This window comes from Thioclava nitratireducens, assembly GCF_001940525.2.
GTDB classification, from domain to species: Bacteria; Pseudomonadota; Alphaproteobacteria; order Rhodobacterales; family Rhodobacteraceae; genus Thioclava; species Thioclava nitratireducens.
The window spans coordinates 3,759,017-3,779,426 of record NZ_CP019437.1; the positions used below are offsets into that span (position 1 = coordinate 3,759,017).

Genomic DNA, 20,410 nt, shown 5'->3' on the forward strand with positions numbered 1-20,410 from the left:
TTCCAACTGCACTAAATATTCCCGGGAGCGGCGAAGCCGCGGGGCTGAGCCCCTCTGGCGTTGCGACCTCTTTCACCCTCGCCGCTTTTGCGCTAACACGCTCGCGACTGCCGCCAAGGAGAGCTGCCATGAAATTCTTCGTCGATACCGCTGACACCGCCGCGATCAAGGAACTCAACGATCTGGGTATGGTCGATGGCGTGACCACCAACCCGTCGCTGATCCTGAAATCGGGCCGCAACATTCTCGAAGTCACCAAGGAAATCTGCGACATGGTCCACGGGCCGGTCTCGGCCGAAGTCGTGGCCACCGAAGCCAAGGACATGATCGAAGAAGGTATGAAGCTCGCCAAGATCGCCCCCAATATCGCGATCAAGGTGCCGCTGACCTGGGAGGGCCTGACCGCTTGCAAGGCTTTCGCATCCGAAGGCCACATGGTCAATGTCACGCTGTGCTTCTCGACCGCGCAGGCGATCCTCGCCGCGAAGGCGGGCGCGACCTTCATCTCGCCCTTCATCGGCCGCCTCGACGACATCAACCTCGACGGGATGGATCTGATCGAAGACATCCGCACGGTCTATGACAACTACGATTTCTCGACCCAGATCCTCGCCGCCTCGATCCGCTCGGTGAACCACATCAGCGACGCCGCGCGCATCGGCGCCGACGTGATCACCGCCCCGCCGGCGGTTATCAAGTCGATGGCGAACCATCCGCTGACCGACAAGGGTCTGGCCCAGTTCCTCAAGGATTGGGAAGCGACCGGCCAGAAGATCTGATCTTCCGGCGTACGTCCGAAACGGCACAGGCCCGCCTATCCGGCGGGCCTTTTTCGTCGCGGGGGCCGATTTTTGGACTGCGTCGCGATGCGCATCGTGTATGCTCGGAAAAAATGACGCATCGATGAGCGACGAGACAGGCATGACCGAACCGGCCCTCGTGGAGCAACTCCGCGACAAGATCATTTCCGACCCTGACGTGATTCTCGAGGACCGCGACCTGATGCGGGCGCTGATCGCCGCGAACGAAGCGGCGATGGGCGGCAATATCGTCGATCTGCGCGGCGCGGCCATGTCCCGGCTGGAGGCGCGGCTCGACCGGCTGGAAGACACCCACCGGTCTGTCATCGCCGCCGCCTATGAGAACCTCGCAGGTACCAACCAGATTCACCGCGCGGTTCTGCGGATGCTCGACCCGCATGACTTTCAGTCCTTCCTGTCGAATTTGGCTTCCGAAGTGGCCGAGATCCTGCGCGTCGATGCGGTGCGCCTGGTGCTCGAGAGCCACCAGAACGAGGACGACCCGGCACTTCGCCAGCTGGGCGAGGTGCTTTGCGTGGCCGAACCCGGCTTCATCACCGAATACATGCGCGGCGGGCGCGGCGGGCAGCCGCGACAGGTCGTGCTGCGCCAGACCGTTCCCGGCTCCGAGGCGATCTTCGGCGAGGCCGCGAACTGGGTGCGCTCCGAGGCGCTGATGCAGCTCGATCTGGGCGAGGGCCGGCTGCCGGGCATGCTGGTCATGGCCGCCGAGGATCCGCATCAGTTCAAACCCTCGCAGGGCACCGATCTTCTGGCCTTCTTCGCAGGCGTATTCGAACGCACGATGCGCCGCTGGCTGGATTGATGGCGGAGCCGTCCGCAGGGCTGCTAGACGCGCTCGCCGAGTGGCTGAGCCATCTGCGCGGTTTACGCGACGCGTCCGAGCATACGATCACCGCCTATCGGCGCGACGTGGCGGGCTTCCTAGGATTTCTGCAAAATCATCATGGCGAGAGCCTCGGCACCGCCCGGATCGCGCAGCTCGGCCCTTCCGACATGCGGGCATGGATGGCGCATGAGCGGTCGCGCGAGGTCTCGTCGCGCTCGCTCGCCCGCGCTCTGTCCTCGGTCAAAAGCTTCATCCGCTGGCTCGCCGATCGCGACGGGTTCGACGCGAGCCATATCCTCTCGACCCGCAGCCCGAAATATCAACGCAAGCTGCCGCGACCGCTGAACGAAGACGCCGCCGCCGAGATGATCGAACAGGTCGACACGCAAGCGATGGAGCCGTGGATCGCCGCGCGCGATGCCGCCGTGCTGACGCTGCTTTATGGCTGCGGGCTGCGGATATCCGAGGCGCTCGCGCTGCGCGCCGACGCCCACCCGCTGCCCGAGGTGCTGCGCATCCGCGGCAAGGGCGACAAAGAACGGCTGGTCCCGGTCGTCCCCGCCGCCCGCGAGGCGGTGGCCGAATACATTCGCCTGTGCCCCTACCCGGCCGAGCCGGACGCCCCCTTGTTCTACGGCGCACGCGGAAAGCCGCTCAATCCGCGGATGATTTCCAAGGCGATGGAGCGGGCGCGCATGTCGCTTGGCCTGCCTTCGACCGCGACGCCGCATGCGATGCGCCACAGCTTTGCCACGCATTTGCTGGCCGCTGGCGGCGATCTGCGCGCCATTCAGGAACTGCTGGGCCATGCGAGCCTCGGCACCACCCAGATCTACACTGCCGTCGACGCGGCGCGACTTATGGAAATCTACGACAAGAGCCATCCGCGCGCCTGAAGTTCGCTTGCCCCTGCGTCGCAAATCCGGCATCACGGACAAATGGATATCCGCATCAAAGCCCTTTTCGTCCACCTTCTGACCGCCACCGGCGCGGTGTTGTCGATGCTCGCGCTCCTCGCGGCCGCGGAAGGCCAATGGTCGATGATGTTCCTTTGGCTCGTCACCGCGTTCTTCGTTGACGGGATCGATGGTCCGCTCGCGCGGCGCTACGATGTGAAGGCGAATTTTCCGCTCTATGACGGTGTCCTGATGGACCTGATCATCGACTACCTGACCTATGTATTCATCCCTGCCTTCGCGCTGTTCCAGTCGAGCCTGCTGCCGGGATGGACGGGCTGGCTCGCGATCATCGCGATCACCTATGGCAGCGTGGTCTATTTCTCCGACACCCGGATGAAGACGAAGGACAACTCGTTTCAGGGTTTTCCGGGCGCGTGGAACATGCTTGTGCTGGTGCTGTTCGCGCTGAAGCCCGGCTATTGGACGATCCTCGTGGTGGTCGTGGCGCTTGCCATCGCGATGTTCCTGCCGCTGAAATTCATCCACCCCGTGCGCACGAAGCGCTGGCGCGTGGTCTCTCTGCCTGTGGCGCTACTGTGGACCTTCTTCGCGGGCTGGGCCGCATGGGTCGATTTCGACCCGGCGAGCTGGGCGCATTGGGGGCTGGTCGTGACCTCGTTCTACCTGCTGCTCGTCGGCATCGTGCAACAAATCGTCCCTGAACGGCGTTGACCTGCGACGGCCGCTCCGGCGGTCCGCGGCAACAGTTTTCAGGAGGCCTCATGCGTCACACTTTCGCGCTCATTGCCGTCGTGTTCTCGGCGCAGTCGGCCATCGCCGCGCCGGACTATCTCGACGACCGCTCCACCCCCGCTGCGCTGGTCCGCTCGCTCTATAACGCGATCTCGCTGCATCAATACGCCCGCGCCTGGAGCTATTACGCCGATCCGGAAGAGGATGGCGATTATGCGGATTTCGCGAGAGGCTACGCCGACACGGCGGAGGCCTCGGTCACGGTCGGCCCCATGACGTCGGAAGGCGCGGCCGGCTCTATCTACACGACTCTCGCGGTGACGGTGACCGCCCGGACGCGTGACGGAAAGACCGAGAGCTTCGGGGGCTGTTACGTGGTGCGCCAGATTCAACCCGCGATCCAGGAACCGCCCTTCACGCCGCTGCAGATCACGGACGGGTACCTCGTGGCGCGATCTTCGGACGAGGCCATGCCCGTAAGCTGCGACGCCGACGGTCGGCCGCGGTTCTGAGCACTCAGACCCGCGTCAGCACCACGCCCGAGACGATCAGCAGCGCGGCAAGCGCTTTCGTAACCCGCATCTTCTCGCCGAAAACGAGCCAACCGATCAGCACCGCGAACAGGATCGAGGTCTCGCGCAGGGTCGCGACCAGCGCGATCGGCGCGCGGGTCATCGCCCAGATCGAGATCGCGTAAGCCCCGTAAGACGCCGCAGCCCCGAGCGTCGCGATTCCCCATTCGCGCGGCACGGCGCGCAGCATCGCGGTGCCGCGCTGCGCCAGCATACCTGAGGCGAAGAGCACGCCACCCAACACCATGATCCACCCGACGTAGCCCACCGGCTCGCCCGATATGCGCGCGCCCATCCCGTCGACCAGCGTGTAGGTCGCAGTCGCGAGTGCCGAGCCCATCGCGTAGGGCAGCAGACGGCGACTCTCGCCATCGGTGAACACGCCGCGCGCCATCAAGGCGATGCCGAGGCCCAGCACAGCGATCCCGGCATATTCGAGCCCGCTCATCGCGTCGATCGCCAAGGCGGCGGAGACGACCGCCACCATCATCGGCGCGGTTCCACGCGCGATCGGATAGACCCGGCTCAGGTCGCCCTGCTCATAGGCATGGGCGAGGAAGAACTTGTAGCCAAAATGGATGACGCCCGCGGCGAGGATCCAGCCCAGCGCGGCACTGTCCGGCAGCGGTCGCGACAGGGCGACCGCCAGGCCGATCACCGCCTCGGCAATCGACAGCATCACCATCGCACGGATTTTCGAGCCACCAAGCCGGATCAGCGCGTTCCACAGGGCGTGCAGAAAGGCCGCGCCCAGCACCGCCGCCATGATCGTCAAACTCATTTCCGCGCCCTTCCCTGCCCGACCGACAATCGGTAGCTCCGGGCCACGACAAGGGCAAGCGGCCTCGCACCGTGCTGAGATGTCTGGCCTCGCCGCAACGGCTTCTCTCCGCGCGGGGCGCACGAAGAAACTAGGGAAGGGGCTACGGCGCTCTCGAGTCAACCGACATGCGAGGAATGCGACCGAATGATACAGTGAATCGGAAACTTCGTCCCAAGGCGGCAACCCCGCCGCGGGTCTGGAAAGCGGTGCCGTCCGCCGAACTCCCAGGTTGCAAGAAGGGGCGCGCGAAGGGATTGCGGAACGCAGCGCACTCGGGCTATGGGCGACCCATGCCCAGATATGCCTTGAAAATCGAATATGACGGGGGCCCCTTTGCCGGGTGGCAACGTCAGGCCGATCAGCCTTCGGTGCAAGGCGCGGTCGAGGACGCTTTGGCGAAGCTCGAACCCGGCCCCCACACGATCGCCGCGGCGGGACGCACCGATGCGGGCGTTCATGCGACCGGGCAGGTGGCCCATGCCGATCTGAAGAAGGATTGGGACCCGTTCCGACTTTCGGAAGCGCTGAATTATCATCTCCGCCCCGCGCCGGTGGCGATACTCGCCTGCGCCCGGGTCGACGACGAGTTCCACGCCCGGTTCTCGGCGCAGGAGCGGCGCTACCTGTTCCGGCTCGTGCAACGTCGTGCGCCGACGACCCATGACCGCGGTCTGGTCTGGCGCGTGCAGAACCCGCTGGACGTGGAGGCGATGCGCGAAGGCGCGTCGCATCTGATCGGGCACCATGATTTCACGACGTTTCGTTCGACCATGTGCCAATCGAAATCGCCGGTCAAAACGCTCGACGAGATCCGGATCGAAGAACATGACATTCTACATGGGCGCGAGGTGCGGTTTCATTTGCGCGCTCGCAGCTTCCTGCACAATCAGGTCCGTTCGATCGTCGGCACGCTGGAGCGGGTCGGTGCTGGCTCCTGGCCGGCCGAGCGCGTCGCCGAAGCGCTCGCCGCCCGCGACCGCGCCGCATGCGGTCCGGTCTGTCCGCCGCAGGGCCTCTATCTAAGCGCCGTCGGCTATCCCCGCGATCCCTTCGGCTGACACGGTCTGGCCCCCGGCCGGGGCGCGCGGCATCGGCAGCTGAGTTGGAAGCGAGGTCTTGCGCTTTTCCATCGGGGCGATGCTCCGACTTTCCTTCATCGCGCGCGTGACCTGGCTTGCCATTGCTCCGCTTCGCCTGCGAGGCGTGATCTCGAAATTCTGCGCTTTTTGAATATCAGCGTCAGGCCCTCCGGGCACCTGAACGACAGGCGAAGCAGGGTCGTCGCCCTCCAACCGTTGCAGACGCGAGATGATCTCATCCAGCCGCGCCGCGCAACGCTGCCCCAAGGCAGCGTCGAGATAGCGCAGAAACATGGCGGTCTCGCGTCTCGAGAGATGGGGGACGGGGACATCTCGAATCTTCGGATGTGCGGTCGCTTGGCTACGCGCGCCGGTCACCGGAGCTTCATGCAATTTCTCGCCCGGACGCAGGCCGATAGGCAAAAGCTCGATATCGCCTTCTGGACAGTCCGGTCCGCGAAGGCGCAACCCGCGCGCTTCGACCATCTGCCGGGCGAGATCGCCGATCCGGATCGGCGCGCCCATGTCGAGTGCATAGACCCGTCCTGCGCCGTCCCAACGCCCTGCGATCAGCACAAGCCGCGCGGCCTCGGCGATCGTCATGAAGTAACGCGTGGCCTCGGGATCGGTGAGCGTGATCGGCCCACCCTGCGCGATCTGTCGCTCGAATATCGGCACGACCGACCCGGATGAGCCGAGCACATTCCCGAAGCGCACGATGGAGAAGACGGTCGCGCCCGCACGGCGCGCAAGATCCTGCACGACCAATTCGGCCATTCGTTTAGACGCCCCCATGACCGAGCGGGGCGCGATCGCCTTGTCGCTCGAAATCAGCACGAAACGCGTAACTTTCGCGGCACGGGCGGCGCGCGCGAGACAGACCGTGGCGGCGACGTTATTCGCGCATCCCGAGAAGGGATTCTGCTCGACCAGAACGACATGTTTGTAGGCGGCGGCGTGGAATACGACGTCGATCGTTTCGCGCGCGAATATCTCATGCACCAGCGCCGCATCCGCTGCAGAGCCGAGCCGCGTGACAAGTTCGGTGCCCGCGCGCTCCGCCAGCGGGCTCAGGTCGGAGAGGATTGTGAAGAGCGCCTTTTCCGATAGCTCGAGAAGGACCAGTTTCGCCGGACGACAGGCGAGTATCTGGTGGCAAAGCTCCGCCCCGATGGAACCGCCCGCCCCCGAGATGAGCATGGTTTTGCCGCAGTAGAACTCCGCGTCGGGCGGATCGTCTTCCGTGATCTCGGAACGACCAAGCCACCGTTCGGAGCGCACCGGCTGCAGCCGCGCGGCGAGATCGGCGCCACCGACCAGAAGCGCGAAATCCGGCAATGCCTCGCAGCGCAGTCCGAGGGCCGAGAGGTCTCGCGCCAGCGCGGCCTTGCGCGGCGTGGGCAGGAGCGGGTCGGCGAGAACGACGCGATCGACGTTGAACTTGCGGATCAATGCCTCGCGCGTCACGTGGCCGAGAACCGGAACCCCGTCCAAGGTCGCACCGCGCAGAACCGGGCTGTCATCGAGAAACGCGCAGGTCAGGAAACCGGATCGATCGCGCAACGCCCGCGCCAGCGCGAGCCCCTCCGGGGTCGCGCCGTAGATTGCGATGCGCGAGACGACGTACGAGCGGCGATACAGCACTGCGGTCAGCCCCAGAAGAGCCCAGCGTTGAGCCACGAGGCCAGACAGGAACGCGCCCCCGAAGAAGAATGCGATCGCGCCACCTCGCCATCCAGGACTGATCCAGAGGGCAAATACCAGAAGGCAGGAGACACCCAATGCCTTCCCCGCCCCATCCCTTGCGAAGTCCTTCAGGGGCAAGCGGGCAAGACCGGTGCCGAGGCTCACTGATGCGGCGACGATACCCCCCACCGTCAGAAAGATCGGCGAAGGGAGCCCAAGGCTCCATCCCGGCGACGTGGTTGCGAAATGCATTGCTGCGGCAAGGCATCCTATCGCCAGAAGCGCATCGAGCGCCGCGATGACAGCCGCCTTTCGCGGGCGCGACAATGCGATCAGCCGCGTCGCGATCTTGTCGGTGAGCACCGAACTCATGCGCGCGCTCCGCGCAGGGTTTGCCAGATCAGCGCGAGATCGAGCCAGCACGAGGCCCGACGTTGGTACAGCAGATCAAGCCGCGCTTTCTGTGGAACGCAGACGCGGTCATAGATCCGCCGCGCCTCCTCCGCGGAACGACACGATGCCATCAGCCGCGCCTCTTTCGCGGCGAACTGCACGCTCGCAAGCCCGGTGATCCCCGGCGGACTTGTAAGCACCTGTGCGTAAAGCGCGGGGAATCGCTCCACCACCTCGCGCAGCGGCGGGCGCGGTCCGACGAAGCTCATGTCGCCGCGCAGCACGTTCCATATTTGCGGCAATTCATCCGCGTGGCAGCGGCGCAACAGCCGGCCAAGCGGCGTAATCCGTCCGGCTTTATGTCCGCCGGAGACGCCGTAATCGCCGGGATCCGCCGCCATCGTGCGAAACTTCCACATGCGGAAGCTACGCGTGGGACTGTGCATCCGCTCACCCCCGTGGAACCACGGTCGCCCCTGCACCATCGCGATGACCAGCCAGACCAGCGCGATCAGCGGCACCACCATGGGTAGCGCGAGCATCGCCAGTGTCAGATCGAAGAGACGTTTGCGCCTGCGCCGGACCTGGGTCATGCCAATTCTCCTGCTGTGGATCATCACCGAAGAAACGAAACCTTCGCGAGCCTATGCCTCTTCCAGTTGCGATGCGGTTAACGCCGCCAGATCACGAGATGTGACCGGACCTCACGGCACCTGACACCGATACAATCGGCTGTATGGACTTCGCCGGACGCCAATGGTTGGATCGCGCCCGTTACGAAGGAGGCACCGATGGCATTCGGCAAAAACATCCGCACATGGTTCGAAGGCGCATGGCACGAGGGCGATATCGCCGTGATGCGCGCCGCCGATCACGGGCTTTGGCAGGGCAGCTCGGTCTTTGACGGGGCGCGACTTTTCGACGGGGTCGTGCCCGATCTAGACCTGCATTGCGCACGCACCAACCGCTCCGCCGAGGCGCTGATGATCACGCCGACCATCGCACCCGAGGAGATGGTCGAAATCGCGCGCGAGGGGCTGCGGAAATATGACAAGGGTGCTGCTGTCTACGTGCGCCCTATGTACTGGGCGATCGCGGGCTCGGATCTGGGCGTCGCGCCGAAGCCCGGCGAAACCGGATTCGCGCTGTGCCTCGAAGAGGTGGCAATGCCCGACCCCGGCAAGTCGACGACGCTGACCACGACGCAGTTCCGCCGTCCCGTTCTTGCCGACAACGTCACCGACGCGAAGGCGGGCTGCCTCTATCCGAACAACGCCCGAATGCTGGTCGAGGCGCAGCGCAAGGGCTTCGGCAACGCGCTGGTGCAGGACGCCATGGGTAACGTCGCCGAAAGCGCGACCGCGAATGTCTGGATGGTAAAGGATGGCGAGTATTTCACGCCGATGCCGAACGGCACCTTCCTCGCAGGCCTCACGCGCAAGCGGATCATGGGCCTTCTGCGCGAGGGCGGCGAGACGGTGCATGAAGCGGTGCTGACGCTCGACGATTTCCGCAATGCCGACGAGGTCTTCCTGACCGGCAACTTCGCCAAGGTCACCCCGGTCGCGGGCTTCGACGATGTCAGCTACACGCCCGGCAAGGGCACACAGCGGGCGCGCGAAGCCTATATGGACTGGGCGCAAGGCTCGCCGCTTTGAGCCTCGACACCCCTGCGGTTGCCAAAGGCCCCTCGCCGGGCGATGATCCGCAGACACCCCGTCCCGGAGGAGCCATGCGCAAGTTTCTGGTTGTGCTCGACGATACCCGCGAATGCCTCAACGCGATGCGGTTCGCGGCGATGCGCGCGAACCATACCGGCGGCGGCGTGATCATCCTTTCGGTGATTCCACCCGACGAGTATCAGCATTGGATCGGCGTAGCCGAGATCATGCGCGACGAAGCCCGCGAGCGGATCGAGGCGCATTTCGAGGTTTTCGCGAAATGGATGCGCGACCGGCAGGGCGTAGAGCCGGAACTGGTGATCCGCGAAGGCGAGCCGGTGCCCGAGATCATCGCCGTGATGGACGAGCATCCCGAGATCGGCGTTCTGGTACTCGGCGCGGGCTCCGGCAAGGGCGGCGCGGGTCCGCTAGTGACGCAGATGGTCAAGCAGGCGGGGACGCTGCCCTGCCCGTTGACGATCGTGCCGGGCGAGATGTCGAAGGAAAAGCTCGAACAGATCACCTGACCGATGCCGATGCCCTGGACCTATCGGCATGCGCAGAAGGAGTTCGCCTCTTTCCTCGCAGATGCGCGCGATCGGATGAGCCTCGATTCCGACAAGATGACCTACACGGCGATCGAGGGCGTCTTCGTGACCTTCCGTGCTCGGCTGCGCCCTGTCGAGGCCATCGCCTTCGCCGATTGCCTGCCTGCGGTGGTACGTGCGATTTTCCTGTATCACTGGGATGTGATGTCGATGCCGCAGCCGTTCGGCAGCCGGACCGAGATGACGCGCGAAGCGCAGGCGTTGCGCCCACATCACAACCTGACCCCCGATAACGCCATCGAGGCCACCGCCTTTGCGCTCTGGCGCCATGTCAATCATCGTGACTTCGGGGCCGCTCTCGCGCGGATCGGGCCGGAAGCGGAAGCATTCTGGCGCCCGGAGGTGGCCGATCCCGCCGAGATCGCGCCGCGCATCATCTAGCGCATAGCCGCGATTACTTGATTAATTCAGTCGGAAGGCGCATATCAGCGGCAAGCCAAGGAGGCACGCGATGTTTATTCAGACCGAGACGACCCCGAACCCCGCGACGCTGAAATTCCTGCCCGGCCAGACCGTGCTGGAGACCGGCACCGCTGATTTCCCCTCCGCCGAGACGGCGGCCAAATCGCCGCTGGCCAAGCGCGTTTTCGCAGTACCCGGCGTGACCGGAGTGTTCTTCGGTTCGGATTTCGTGACCGTGACGAAGGATGACACGACCAGCTGGGATCATGCGAAACCGGCGATCCTCGGCGCGATCATGGAGCATTTCCAGTCCGGCGCCCCGGTGATCGAAGGCGAAGCTGCGCCCTCGGGCCATGCCGAGCATGACGGCGAGGACGGTGCGATCGTCTCGCAGATCAAGGAGTTGCTCGACACCCGCGTGCGCCCGGCCGTGGCGCAGGACGGTGGCGACATCACCTTCCACGGCTTCGAGCGAGGCGTGGTCTACCTGCACATGCAGGGCGCCTGCGCAGGCTGCCCGTCGTCGACGCTGACGCTCAAGATGGGGATCGAGAACCTGCTCAGACATTACATCCCCGAGGTTTCAGAGGTGCGTCCGGTCAATGCCTGATCTGACGTTAGGCTTCGACACATCGGCCGCGCATTGCGCGGCCGCTTTGCTGTCGGGTGAAGACTGCCTCGCTTCCCGCCACGAAGAGATGGGACGTGGTCAGGCGGAACGGCTTGTGCCGCTTCTGGAAGAACTCCTCGCCGAGGCGGGCGTTTGCTGGCGCGACGTGACGCGAATCGGCGTCGGGATCGGACCGGGAAATTTCACCGGCGTCCGTATCGCCGTATCCGCCGCACGCGGGCTTTCACTGAGCCTGAGGGCCCCGGCTCTGGGCGTCTCGATCACCGAGGCCACACAGTTCGGTAGTAAGGGCCCGGTGCTTGCGGCGGTCGCAGCCCCGCGCGAGCGTGTCTATCTCGAAGGATTCCGCATGGCCCGGCCCGTTTCGCTCGATCTGCACGATCTCGACGCGCTGCCCGAAGGGCTGACCGAACCCGGGCTGACGTGCATCGGCTCCGCAGCCGAAGCGGTCGCCCAACGGATCGGCGCCGCTGTCGCGCCTGCGGCTTTTTCGCCGGCCGAAGCGATCGCACGCATCGCGGCGAAGCGCGAAGTGGTTGCCGGCGAACGGCCCGCGCCGCTCTACCTGCGTGCCGCAGATGCCGCCCCGCCCTCCGATCCGCCGCCAAGGATCCTCGACTGATGCGCGCCGAAGCTCTCGCCGAACTGCACGCCGCCTCTTTCACCACGCCACGCCCTTGGAACGAAGCCGAGTTCCGGGATCTGATGCGCGGTCCCGGCACCTTTCTGCTGAACGAGAACCGAGGCTTCCTGCTGGGACGCGTCATCGCGGGCGAAGCCGAGCTTCTGACCCTCGCCGTCGACCCGAAAGCGCGCCGCAACGGCACGGGACGCGAGTTGGTCGAGCGTTTCGCGCAAGAAGCCGCAGAGCTGGGGGCCGAGAGCGCCTTCCTAGAAGTCTCCGCCGAGAATGATGCCGCACGCGCGCTTTACGCAGCGACCGGCTGGAAGGAATCAGGCCGTCGCAAGGGCTATTACCGCGGTCCGGAGGGCGAACGCATCGACGCGCTGGTTCTTACGCTGCCACTCTCTAGAGCGGGAAGCTGACCGTTCAATCAAATTTGTCTCGCGACCTCGCGTCATCCGCAACTTGACGCTTGACCCCCTCGGCAAGCTCTGCCCAAATCGCTGTGTCCGCGCGCCGAACAGAGCGCGCCAACAGGCTTTTCCAACAGGGCCATAACGACTCGGGAGTAATCCATGACCTATTTCACCAAGTTCCTCGGCGCCGCGACCGCGCTCGCGCTGAGCGCCGGGGCCGCGCTGGCCGATCCCGCGATCATTTATGATCTGGGCGGCAAGTTCGACAAGAGCTTCAACGAAGCCGCCTTCAACGGCGCGAAGCGTTGGGCGGAAGAGACCGGCGGCTCCTACAAGGAACTGGAAATGCAGTCGGAAGCTCAGCGTGAGCAGGCCCTGCGCAAACTCGCCGAGTCGGGTGCCAATCCGATCGTGATGACCGGCTTCGCCTTCGGCGACACGCTCAACACCGTCGCCCCCGACTATCCCGACACGAAATTCGCGATTGTCGACATGGTCGTCGACCAGCCCAATGTCGAGTCGATCGTCTTCAAGGAAGAGCAAGGCTCGTATCTCGTCGGCCTGATGGCTGGCATGGCCTCGAAAACCGGTACCGTCGGTTTCGTCGGCGGCATGGACATCCCGCTGATCCGCAAATTCGCCTGCGGCTACGTGCAGGGCGTGAAAGCGGCCAATCCGGACGCGAAAGTCATCCAGAACATGACCGGCACCACCCCGGCGGCTTGGAACGACCCGGTGAAGGGCGGCGAGATCGCCAAGGCCCAGATCAGCCAAGGCGCCGACGTGATCTACGCCGCTGCCGGCGGCACCGGCATCGGTGTTCTGCAAGCGGCTGCCGACGCCGACGTCCTGTCGATCGGCGTGGACAGCAACCAGAACTATCTGCACCCGGGCAAGGTTCTGACCTCGATGCTCAAGCGCGTCGACAACGCCGTCTATGACGCGTTCTCGGCCGGTCCCGATCTGAAGCCGGGCATTAAGGTGATGGGGCTCGCCGATAACGGCGTTGGCGTCGCAATGGACGACAACAACAAGTCGCTCGTCACCCCCGAGATGGAAAAAGCGGTGGAGCAGGCGAAAGCCGACATCGCTTCGGGCAAGATCGAAGTGCATGACTACATGTCGGATGACAGCTGCCCGGTCGAGTGATGAACGGAACAGAGTCGAACAATGCAGGGCGGCAGGCAACTGCCGCCCTTGCCACTGAAAACGCCAGCGATGCGGCCGAGGCGGCCCACGCTGCCGCAACGCCCACGGGCGCGCCCGCGATCGAGCTTAAAGGCATCTCGAAAGCCTTTGGCACGGTGCAGGCCAACAAGGACATTTCGATCCGGGTCATGCCCGGCACGATCCACGGTATCATCGGCGAGAACGGCGCGGGGAAATCCACGCTGATGTCGATCCTCTACGGCTTCTACAAGGCGGATGCGGGCGAGATCTGGATCAAGGGCAAGCACACTCATATCCCCGACAGCCAGGCTGCGATCAGCGCCGGCATCGGCATGGTCTTCCAGCATTTCAAGCTGGTGCAGAATTTCACCGTGCTCGAGAACATCATCCTTGGCGCCGAGGATGGCGCACTTCTGCGCCCCTCGCTGTCGAAGGCGCGCAAGGAACTCAAGCGCCTCGCCGAGGAATACGAGCTCAACGTCGATCCCGACGAGAAGATCGAAGAGCTTTCCGTCGGCCACCAGCAGCGCGTGGAAATCCTCAAGGCGCTGTATCGTCAAGCAGATATCCTGATCCTCGACGAGCCGACCGGGGTGCTGACACCTGCAGAGGCCGACCACCTGTTCCGCATCCTCGATTTCCTGCGCAAGGAAGGAAAGACGATCATTCTGATCACGCACAAGCTGCGCGAGATCATGGAGATCACCGACACTGTTTCTGTGATGCGCCGCGGCGAGATGACGGCGACCGTGAAGACCGCCGAGACCTCGCCCGAGCAACTGGCCGAGCTGATGGTGGGCCGCAAGGTTCTGCTGAACGTCGACAAGACGGCAGCCCAACCCGGCAAGACCGTACTGGAGATCGAGAACCTCCGCGTGAAGGACGAAGACGGGATCGAACGCCTCAAGGGCATCAATCTCGAAATCCGCGCGGGCGAGATCCTCGGCATTGCGGGCGTGGCGGGCAACGGCCAGTCCGAACTGCTGGAAATCCTCGGCGGTTTCGCCAAGGGCACCGGCAACATTCGCATCAACGGCGAAGAGATCGACCTCACCGGCAAGCACAGCGACGGCCAGTCGCGGCGGCGTCGGGGCATCTCGCACGTTCCCGAAGATCGCCACAGTCTCGGGCTGATCCTCGATTTTGCCGCGTGGGAGAACATGATCTTCGGCTATCACTCGGATCCGGCCTATCAGAAGAACCGCTTCGTGATGGACAATACGGGGATCGTCGCCCACACCGCCGAGGCGATGGAGCGTTTCGACGTGCGCCCGCCGATCCCGACCCTGCCCGCAAAAAGCTTCTCGGGCGGCAACCAGCAGAAAATCGTGCTGGCGCGAGAGATCGAAAGAGATCCGGCCCTGCTGCTGGTGGGGCAACCGACCCGCGGCGTCGATATCGGCGCGATCGAATTCATCCACAAACGCATCATCGAACTGCGCGACCAAGGCGCCGCGATCCTGCTGGTCTCGGTCGAGCTTGACGAAATCCGGGCGCTCTCGGACCGGGTCGCGGTCATGTTCGACGGGCAGATCATGGGCATCGGCCCCGTCGAGACCGCCACGCAGACCGGCATGGGCTGCCTGATGGCGGGCATGGGCGGCGAGGACGTGCGCGGCATGGACGGCTGGACCATCGCCGCGCCCGAGGAGAGCCAATAATGGAAAAGACACCGAAATGGGTAGACGTGGCCCTGATCCCGCTCCTCAACCTGCTGATCGCCTTCGTGATCTCGGGGATCGTGGTGCTGCTGATCGGCGAAGACCCGATCAAGGCGATCAAGGTCATGGTCTCGGGCGCGCTCGGCTCGCCCTATGGCTGGGGCTACACGCTGTATTACGCCACGAACTTCATTTTCACCGGCCTCGCCGTCGCGGTCGCCTATCACGCCAGCCAGTTCAATATCGGCGGCGAGGGTCAGGCGACGCTGGGCGGGCTTGGCGTGGCGCTGGTACTGCTGGCCTTCCCGTGGCCACATTGGAGCATCGCGCTGATCGCGGCGATGGCGGGCGGCGCGATCTTCGGTGCGGCTTGGGCGGCGATCCCGGCCTATCTGCAGGCCAAGCGCGGCAGCCATATCGTGATCACCACGATCATGTTCAACTTTATCGGCGCTGCGGTGCTGAACTACATGCTGGTCAACGTGCTGCGTCCGCGCGGCTCGATGGACCCGGCCACCGCGCGCTTCGGGCCCGCAACCCATCTGCCGACCTTCCATGATTTCCCGTTGGTCGGACAGTTCTTCTCGAAATCGGTCCCGGCGAACGTGTCGTTCTTTGTGGCGATCCTCGCCTGCTACCTCGTCTGGGTGCTGATCTGGCGCACGAAGCTGGGCTTCGAGATTCGCGCCTTCGGGCGGTCGGAAAGCGCGGCGCGCTATGCAGGCATTTCGCCGGTGAAGATCGTGATGGCCGCGATGCTGATCTCTGGCGCTCTCGCCGGGCTGATGGCGATCAACAACGTGATGGGCGAAGCGCATCGTCTCGTGCTGAATTCGGTCGAGGGCGCAGGCTTCATCGGGATCGCCGTCGCGCTGATGGGCCGCAACCACCCGTTCGGCGTGTTCCTTGCAGCACTTCTCTTCGGCTTTCTCTACCAAGGCGGCGGCGAGCTGGCGCTGGAAACGACGATCCCGCGGGAGCTGATCACCGTGATCCAGGCGCTGGTGATCCTGTTCACCGGGGCCTTCGACAACATGCTGCGCGCACCGATCGAGAGCTTCTTCGTCGCGCGCGCCAACGCCCGGAAGGAGGCCTAAGATGGATTTCGGAACGATCATCGAAATTCTCGATAGCGCCGTTCGTCTCGGCACGCCGCTGCTGCTGGCCTGCCTCGCGGGCCTGTTCTCGGAACGCGCAGGCATCTTCGACATCGGCCTCGAAGGCAAGATGCTGATGGCCGCCTTCTTCTCCGGCGCGGTCGCGGCGGTGACGGGCAATGCGTGGCTCGGTCTTCTGGCGGGTGTCGCGGGCTCGATGAGCCTCGCCTTCGTGCACGGCCTCGCCTCGATCACCTTCCGCGGCAATCAGCTGATCTCCGGCGTCGCGGTAAACTTCCTTGCCTCGGGCTTTACCGTGCTGATCGCACAAAGCTGGTTCCAGCAGGGCGGTCGCACACCGCAGCTTTCGGGCAACGGGCGCTTCGATCCGATCACGCTGCCCGGTGCGGACGCGATAAAGGATGTTCCCTTCTTCGGGCCGATCTACTCGAACCTGATCTCGGGCCACTCGATCCTCGTCTATGTCGCCTTCGCGATGGTGCCGATCACCTGGTGGGTGCTGTTCCGCACCCGCTTCGGCCTGCGCCTGCGCGCGGTGGGCGAGAACCCGGAATCGGTCGACACCGCGGGCATCTCGGTCATTCGGATGCGCTACACCGCCGTCGCCATCACCGGCGTTCTGGCGGGGCTGGGCGGCGTCTATCTGGCAACCGGCCTCGCGGCTGGCTTCGTGAAGGAAATGACAGCCGGGCGCGGCTATATCGCTCTCGCGGCTCTGATTTTCGCGAAATGGCGGCCTGTTCCGGCGCTTGGCGCGACGATGCTTTTCGGCCTGCTGGAAGCGATCTCGAACCGCTATCCGAACATCGATCTGGGCGTAATCACGCTGCCGATCCAGTTCATGCAGGCGGTGCCCTACATCCTCACCGTGATCATCCTCGCCGGCTTCATCGGCAAGGCGATCCCGCCGCGTGCAGGGGGGCAGCCCTATGTCAAAGAGCGCTGAACTCGCGCAACTGATCCGCGAACGCGCGGGCGACGAGGCCCCGCGCCTCGGCCTGATCCTCGGCTCCGGCCTCGGCCATCTGGCCGAGGAGGTCGAGGGTGTCGCGATCCCCTATTCGGAGCTTCCGGGCTTTCCCCATGCGGGCGTCTCGGGCCACAATCCGAAGCTGGTGATCGGCACGCTCGAAGGCGTCCGCGTCGCGGTCTTCGGCGGTCGGGTTCACTATTATGAACACGGCAACCCCGCCGAGATGCGCCTCCCGCTAGAGATCCTCAAGGAGCTCGGTTGCGAAAGCCTGCTGCTGACCAATGCGGCCGGAAGCCTGCGTGAGGACATCCAGCCCGGCGGGCTGATGATGCTGAACGATCATATCAACTTCTCGGGCAACAACCCCCTGATCGGCGAGCCTTCGGATGCGCGTTTCGTGCCGCTGACCGAGGCGCACGACCCGAACATCCGTGCCGGGCTCAAAGCCGCGGCCCGGGCCGAAGGGATCGAACTGCCCGAAGGCGTCTATTGCTGGTTCTCCGGCCCGACCTTCGAGACCCCCGCCGAAATCCGCGCCGCCAAGGTCTTCGGCGCCGATGCGGTGGGCATGTCGACCGTGCCGGAAGTGATCCTTGCGCGTTTCCTCGGGCTGCGCGTCGCCGCCGTCTCCGTCATCACCAATATGGGGGCGGGCATGGCGCAGGAGAATATCAGCCACGAGCAGACCAAGGCGATCGCCCCCATGGGCGCAGCCAAGCTCGAGCAGGTTTTGCGACGATATCTGCAACAGTTGTAACCCTGCGGCACGGCGGGGTTTGACTTCGCCTGTCCTTCGGGGACACTAACGATGCAACCTCCTCAGCGGGTGCAGTCCATGCAGATCTACCTGCCCATCGCCGAAGTCTCGGTCAATATCTTCACCCTGCTGGGGCTCGGCGGCATCGTGGGGCTGCTCTCAGGCCTGTTCGGCGTGGGCGGCGGCTTCCTGATCACGCCGCTTCTGTTCTTCATCGGCATCCCGCCTTCCGTCGCGGTGGCGACCGGCGCCAACCAGGTCGTCGCCTCCTCGGTCTCGGGGGTTCTTGCGCAGCTCAAACGCAAGGCGGTCGACATCCCGATGGGGCTCGTGCTGCTGGTGGGCGGCCTTCTTGGCTCGGCAAGCGGTATCTACGTCTTCAACCTGCTCACCGCGCTCGGCCAGATCGATCTCGCGGTGCAGCTTTGCTACGTCGTCTTTCTCGGCCTGATCGGACTACTTATGCTGCAGGAGGGCATCCGCACTCTGCAAAAGCAGCGCAAGGGCGGTGGCGCGCGCAAGAAACGCGTGCAGCACACCTGGGTCCACAAGCTGCCCTTCAAGTTCAAGTTCCGGGCCTCGGGCCTGTATATCTCGGTGATCCCGCCGCTGCTGGTCGGCACCTTGGTCGGGATTCTCGCGGCGATCATGGGCGTCGGCGGCGGTTTCATCATGGTTCCGGCGATGATCTACCTGCTGAACATGCCGACCAAGGTCGTGATCGGCACCTCGCTGTTCCAGATTCTATTCGTCTCGGCCTTCACGACGCTGATGCACGCGATCACCAATCAGACGGTCGACGTGATGCTGGCGCTGCTGCTGATCGTCGGCGGCGTGATCGGCGCACAGATCGGCTCGCGTCTGGGCGCGCGGCTGAAGGCGGAACAGCTGCGTATTTTGCTGGCGCTTCTCGTGATCATCGTCGCAGGCAAGCTCGGCCTCGACCTCGTGCTGCATCCGGCCAATCTCTACTCCATCGCATCGGGGGGCGAATGATGATCCGTGCCGCTCTTCTCGTCCTCGGCCTTTGCGCAGCCGCCCTGCCCGCTTTGGCGCAGACCCGGCAGGTACTTCCCGCGCGCCCTGGGATGCCGATCACCAATCGCCCCGAGCCAGACGAGCAGATCGTCGCGGGACTGAGCCGTGACAACATCGGCATCACAACGTCCTTCGATGGGTCACAAATCCTGATCTATGGCGCCATCAAGCGCGAGGCCCCGCAGCCCGACGGGCAGAAACTCGCGGTGATCGTGACGCTGGAAGGTCCGCTCGGCCCGGTCACGATCCGCCGCAAATCGCGCGAATTCGGCATCTGGGTGAACACGGCCTCCGTCGGCGTGGCCGCCGCGCCCAGTTATTACGCCGTCGCCACCTCCGGTCCGATGGAGGACATCCTCTCGCGGCGCACCGATATCCAGCAGCGCATCTCGATCCCGCTCGCGATGCGGGCCTTCTCCGGGCCGATCACGGTCGAGGATTCGATCCCCTTCACCGAGGCGATGGTCGATATCCGCAAGCAGCAAGGCCTCTACAAGATGGAGTCGGGCGGCGTGCATATTGTCGACGACACACTGTTCCGCGCCGACTTCGCGCTGCCGGCGAACCTCATCGAGGGCGATTACAAGACCCGCATCTTCCTACTGCGCGGCGGCAAGCTGGTGGACAAATACCAATCCGCGATCGAAGTGCGCAAAGTCGGGCTTGAGCGGTGGCTCTACTCGCTCGCCCATGAGAACGCGCCGCTCTACGGGCTTTTGTCACTGGCGCTTGCGGTCTTCGCTGGCTGGGCCGCCGCTGCGATCTTCCGCTTCGTGCGTTAACCACGCCCGACGAAGGGCATTCCGCTCGCCATCACCGTCATGTTGAGCACATTCGCATCCAGCGGCAGCGACGCCATGTACAGCACCGAGCGCGCGACATTCGCCACATCCATCGTAGGCTCCGCCGTCTTCGCCGCCGCCGCATCCATATTCGCCAGAAGCCCGGTGCGCGCGTTGCCCACGTCGATCTGCCCGCAGGCGATGTCGAAGTCGCGCCCGTCCAGCGCGATCTGCTTGGTCATGCCGTTGATCGCGTGTTTCGTGGTCGTATAGGCGAGCGATTTCGCGCGCGGCACCTGCCCCGAGATCGAGCCGTTATTGATGATCCGTCCGCCGCGCGGGGCCTGCCTGCGCATCTGCGCGAAAGCGGCCCGGGCGCAAAGAAACATCCCCGTCAGGTTCACCGCTATACAGGCATCCCAATCCTCGAGCGTAACCTCGTCGGGCAAGGCCGCAGGCGGGAACATCCCGGCATTGTTGAACAGCACGTCGATCCGGCCGAACCTGGCGACCACCTCGGCGAAGGCGCGCTCCACCGCTGCCGCATCGCTCACGTCGCAGGCCACCGCCAGCCCGTCGCCCTTCGCGGCGACCTCCGCCAGCTTGTCTTCCGAGCGTGCCAGACAGGCGACCTGCCAGCCCTCGGCCAGCGCGGCCTCTGCCACCGCGCGCCCAATCCCGGCACTCGCCCCGGTCACCACCATCACGCCCAT

General features: G+C 64.7%; 23 protein-coding genes. 19 read left to right on the top strand and 4 right to left on the bottom strand.

From position 1 onward, the window contains the following. Positions 1-128: 128 nt before the first annotated feature. The 5 genes from fsa (at position 129) to BMG03_RS18050 (ending at position 3,814) form a co-directional block, all read left to right on the top strand. The gene (gene fsa, locus BMG03_RS18030) at positions 129-779 is read left to right on the top strand and encodes a fructose-6-phosphate aldolase (RefSeq protein WP_075773802.1); all 651 of its coding nucleotides are present in this window, start codon (positions 129-131) and stop codon (positions 777-779) included. 124 nt (positions 780-903) lie between these two features. Continuing rightward, positions 904-1,626 (top strand): DUF484 family protein, encoded by a 723-nt coding sequence (locus BMG03_RS18035; RefSeq protein ID WP_240497676.1) that lies wholly within the window; start codon positions 904-906, stop codon positions 1,624-1,626. After that, positions 1,626-2,546 (top strand): tyrosine recombinase XerC, encoded by a 921-nt coding sequence (locus BMG03_RS18040; RefSeq protein WP_075773801.1) that lies wholly within the window; start codon positions 1,626-1,628, stop codon positions 2,544-2,546. The genes BMG03_RS18035 and BMG03_RS18040 overlap by 1 nt, the downstream gene beginning before the upstream one ends. A gap of 42 nt (positions 2,547-2,588) precedes the next feature. Beyond that, positions 2,589-3,281 carry a CDP-alcohol phosphatidyltransferase family protein gene (locus tag BMG03_RS18045; protein ID WP_088719445.1) on the top strand — a complete coding sequence of 231 codons (693 nt, stop codon included), beginning with the start codon at positions 2,589-2,591 and terminating at the stop codon, positions 3,279-3,281. A 50-nt stretch (positions 3,282-3,331) separates the two neighbouring features. Beyond that, the gene (locus BMG03_RS18050; protein WP_075773799.1) at positions 3,332-3,814 is read left to right on the top strand and encodes a hypothetical protein; all 483 of its coding nucleotides are present in this window, start codon (positions 3,332-3,334) and stop codon (positions 3,812-3,814) included. 4 nt (positions 3,815-3,818) lie between these two features. On the opposite strand, the gene BMG03_RS18055 is transcribed toward BMG03_RS18050, so the two are convergent. Then, positions 3,819-4,655, bottom strand: coding sequence for a DMT family transporter (locus BMG03_RS18055; protein WP_075773798.1), 837 nt, complete (start codon positions 4,653-4,655; stop codon positions 3,819-3,821). Positions 4,656-4,987: 332 nt separating this feature from the next. On the opposite strand from BMG03_RS18055, the gene truA reads away from it, so the two are divergent. Then, on the top strand, positions 4,988-5,755 hold the full coding sequence (truA, locus tag BMG03_RS18060) for a tRNA pseudouridine(38-40) synthase TruA (protein ID WP_075773797.1): 768 nt from the start codon (positions 4,988-4,990) through the stop codon (positions 5,753-5,755). Here truA and BMG03_RS18065 read toward each other — a convergent pair. Continuing rightward, positions 5,717-7,834: a polysaccharide biosynthesis protein gene (locus tag BMG03_RS18065; RefSeq protein ID WP_075773796.1), complete on the bottom strand. Its 2,118-nt coding sequence runs from the start codon at positions 7,832-7,834 to the stop codon at positions 5,717-5,719. The two genes, truA and BMG03_RS18065, sit on opposite strands and share 39 nt — an antisense overlap. Continuing rightward, a complete protein-coding gene (locus tag BMG03_RS18070) occupies positions 7,831-8,448 on the bottom strand; it encodes a sugar transferase (RefSeq protein WP_075773795.1) in 618 nt (205 codons plus the stop codon). The genes BMG03_RS18065 and BMG03_RS18070 overlap by 4 nt, the downstream gene beginning before the upstream one ends. Before the next feature lie 198 nt (positions 8,449-8,646). Between BMG03_RS18070 and BMG03_RS18075 the strand changes: the two genes are divergently transcribed. The 13 genes from BMG03_RS18075 to BMG03_RS18135 all read left to right on the top strand — a co-directional run bounded on the left by BMG03_RS18075 (position 8,647) and on the right by BMG03_RS18135 (position 19,697). Beyond that, positions 8,647-9,513 (top strand): branched-chain amino acid aminotransferase, encoded by an 867-nt coding sequence (locus BMG03_RS18075; protein WP_075773794.1) that lies wholly within the window; start codon positions 8,647-8,649, stop codon positions 9,511-9,513. Between the two features lie 74 nt (positions 9,514-9,587). Further along, positions 9,588-10,043: a universal stress protein gene (locus BMG03_RS18080; RefSeq protein ID WP_075773793.1), complete on the top strand. Its 456-nt coding sequence runs from the start codon at positions 9,588-9,590 to the stop codon at positions 10,041-10,043. 3 nt (positions 10,044-10,046) lie between these two features. Further along, positions 10,047-10,505: a DUF2267 domain-containing protein gene (locus tag BMG03_RS18085; protein ID WP_075773792.1), complete on the top strand. Its 459-nt coding sequence runs from the start codon at positions 10,047-10,049 to the stop codon at positions 10,503-10,505. Positions 10,506-10,575: 70 nt separating this feature from the next. Beyond that, on the top strand, positions 10,576-11,136 hold the full coding sequence (locus BMG03_RS18090) for a NifU family protein (protein WP_075773791.1): 561 nt from the start codon (positions 10,576-10,578) through the stop codon (positions 11,134-11,136). Further along, complete coding sequence (gene tsaB / locus BMG03_RS18095; RefSeq protein WP_075773790.1) at positions 11,129-11,779, top strand: tRNA (adenosine(37)-N6)-threonylcarbamoyltransferase complex dimerization subunit type 1 TsaB; 651 nt, start codon at positions 11,129-11,131, stop codon at positions 11,777-11,779. The genes BMG03_RS18090 and tsaB overlap by 8 nt, the downstream gene beginning before the upstream one ends. Beyond that, the gene (gene rimI, locus BMG03_RS18100) at positions 11,779-12,204 is read left to right on the top strand and encodes a ribosomal protein S18-alanine N-acetyltransferase (protein ID WP_075773789.1); all 426 of its coding nucleotides are present in this window, start codon (positions 11,779-11,781) and stop codon (positions 12,202-12,204) included. The genes tsaB and rimI overlap by 1 nt, the downstream gene beginning before the upstream one ends. A gap of 153 nt (positions 12,205-12,357) precedes the next feature. Next, positions 12,358-13,347 carry a BMP family lipoprotein gene (locus tag BMG03_RS18105; RefSeq protein ID WP_075773788.1) on the top strand — a complete coding sequence of 330 codons (990 nt, stop codon included), beginning with the start codon at positions 12,358-12,360 and terminating at the stop codon, positions 13,345-13,347. Further along, the gene (locus BMG03_RS18110) at positions 13,347-15,029 is read left to right on the top strand and encodes an ABC transporter ATP-binding protein (protein WP_077701331.1); all 1,683 of its coding nucleotides are present in this window, start codon (positions 13,347-13,349) and stop codon (positions 15,027-15,029) included. The genes BMG03_RS18105 and BMG03_RS18110 overlap by 1 nt, the downstream gene beginning before the upstream one ends. Then, complete coding sequence (locus tag BMG03_RS18115; RefSeq protein ID WP_075773787.1) at positions 15,029-16,126, top strand: ABC transporter permease; 1,098 nt, start codon at positions 15,029-15,031, stop codon at positions 16,124-16,126. The genes BMG03_RS18110 and BMG03_RS18115 overlap by 1 nt, the downstream gene beginning before the upstream one ends. A gap of 1 nt (position 16,127) precedes the next feature. Then, complete coding sequence (locus BMG03_RS18120) at positions 16,128-17,093, top strand: ABC transporter permease (protein WP_075773786.1); 966 nt, start codon at positions 16,128-16,130, stop codon at positions 17,091-17,093. Continuing rightward, positions 17,077-17,877 carry a purine-nucleoside phosphorylase gene (locus BMG03_RS18125; RefSeq protein WP_075773785.1) on the top strand — a complete coding sequence of 267 codons (801 nt, stop codon included), beginning with the start codon at positions 17,077-17,079 and terminating at the stop codon, positions 17,875-17,877. Before BMG03_RS18120 ends, BMG03_RS18125 begins: the two co-directional genes overlap by 17 nt. Before the next feature lie 78 nt (positions 17,878-17,955). Beyond that, positions 17,956-18,873, top strand: a complete 918-nt coding sequence (locus BMG03_RS18130) for a sulfite exporter TauE/SafE family protein (RefSeq protein WP_075773784.1) — start codon at positions 17,956-17,958, stop codon at positions 18,871-18,873. Then, a complete protein-coding gene (locus BMG03_RS18135) occupies positions 18,873-19,697 on the top strand; it encodes a TIGR02186 family protein (protein ID WP_166504624.1) in 825 nt (274 codons plus the stop codon). Before BMG03_RS18130 ends, BMG03_RS18135 begins: the two co-directional genes overlap by 1 nt. Here BMG03_RS18135 and BMG03_RS18140 read toward each other — a convergent pair. Further along, positions 19,694-20,410 (bottom strand): SDR family oxidoreductase, encoded by a 717-nt coding sequence (locus tag BMG03_RS18140; protein WP_075773783.1) that lies wholly within the window; start codon positions 20,408-20,410, stop codon positions 19,694-19,696. The two genes, BMG03_RS18135 and BMG03_RS18140, sit on opposite strands and share 4 nt — an antisense overlap.

Excerpts from the sequence above, each read along its gene's own strand:
- fsa (WP_075773802.1), top strand. The coding sequence starts at position 129 with ATGAAATTCTTCGTCGATACCGCTGACACCGCCGCGATCAAGGAACTC.
- BMG03_RS18035 (WP_240497676.1), top strand. The coding sequence starts at position 904 with ATGAGCGACGAGACAGGCATGACCGAACCGGCCCTCGTGGAGCAACTC.
- BMG03_RS18040 (WP_075773801.1), top strand. The coding sequence starts at position 1,626 with ATGGCGGAGCCGTCCGCAGGGCTGCTAGACGCGCTCGCCGAGTGGCTG.
- BMG03_RS18045 (WP_088719445.1), top strand. The coding sequence starts at position 2,589 with ATGGATATCCGCATCAAAGCCCTTTTCGTCCACCTTCTGACCGCCACC.
- BMG03_RS18050 (WP_075773799.1), top strand. The coding sequence starts at position 3,332 with ATGCGTCACACTTTCGCGCTCATTGCCGTCGTGTTCTCGGCGCAGTCG.
- BMG03_RS18055 (WP_075773798.1), bottom strand. The coding sequence starts at position 4,655 with ATGAGTTTGACGATCATGGCGGCGGTGCTGGGCGCGGCCTTTCTGCAC.
- truA (WP_075773797.1), top strand. The coding sequence starts at position 4,988 with ATGCCCAGATATGCCTTGAAAATCGAATATGACGGGGGCCCCTTTGCC.
- BMG03_RS18065 (WP_075773796.1), bottom strand. The coding sequence starts at position 7,834 with ATGAGTTCGGTGCTCACCGACAAGATCGCGACGCGGCTGATCGCATTG.
- BMG03_RS18070 (WP_075773795.1), bottom strand. The coding sequence starts at position 8,448 with ATGACCCAGGTCCGGCGCAGGCGCAAACGTCTCTTCGATCTGACACTG.
- BMG03_RS18075 (WP_075773794.1), top strand. The coding sequence starts at position 8,647 with ATGGCATTCGGCAAAAACATCCGCACATGGTTCGAAGGCGCATGGCAC.
- BMG03_RS18080 (WP_075773793.1), top strand. The coding sequence starts at position 9,588 with ATGCGCAAGTTTCTGGTTGTGCTCGACGATACCCGCGAATGCCTCAAC.
- BMG03_RS18085 (WP_075773792.1), top strand. The coding sequence starts at position 10,047 with ATGCCGATGCCCTGGACCTATCGGCATGCGCAGAAGGAGTTCGCCTCT.
- BMG03_RS18090 (WP_075773791.1), top strand. The coding sequence starts at position 10,576 with ATGTTTATTCAGACCGAGACGACCCCGAACCCCGCGACGCTGAAATTC.
- tsaB (WP_075773790.1), top strand. The coding sequence starts at position 11,129 with ATGCCTGATCTGACGTTAGGCTTCGACACATCGGCCGCGCATTGCGCG.
- rimI (WP_075773789.1), top strand. The coding sequence starts at position 11,779 with ATGCGCGCCGAAGCTCTCGCCGAACTGCACGCCGCCTCTTTCACCACG.
- BMG03_RS18105 (WP_075773788.1), top strand. The coding sequence starts at position 12,358 with ATGACCTATTTCACCAAGTTCCTCGGCGCCGCGACCGCGCTCGCGCTG.
- BMG03_RS18110 (WP_077701331.1), top strand. The coding sequence starts at position 13,347 with ATGAACGGAACAGAGTCGAACAATGCAGGGCGGCAGGCAACTGCCGCC.
- BMG03_RS18115 (WP_075773787.1), top strand. The coding sequence starts at position 15,029 with ATGGAAAAGACACCGAAATGGGTAGACGTGGCCCTGATCCCGCTCCTC.
- BMG03_RS18120 (WP_075773786.1), top strand. The coding sequence starts at position 16,128 with ATGGATTTCGGAACGATCATCGAAATTCTCGATAGCGCCGTTCGTCTC.
- BMG03_RS18125 (WP_075773785.1), top strand. The coding sequence starts at position 17,077 with ATGTCAAAGAGCGCTGAACTCGCGCAACTGATCCGCGAACGCGCGGGC.
- BMG03_RS18130 (WP_075773784.1), top strand. The coding sequence starts at position 17,956 with ATGCAGATCTACCTGCCCATCGCCGAAGTCTCGGTCAATATCTTCACC.
- BMG03_RS18135 (WP_166504624.1), top strand. The coding sequence starts at position 18,873 with ATGATCCGTGCCGCTCTTCTCGTCCTCGGCCTTTGCGCAGCCGCCCTG.
- BMG03_RS18140 (WP_075773783.1), bottom strand. The coding sequence starts at position 20,410 with ATGGGCGTGATGGTGGTGACCGGGGCGAGTGCCGGGATTGGGCGCGCG.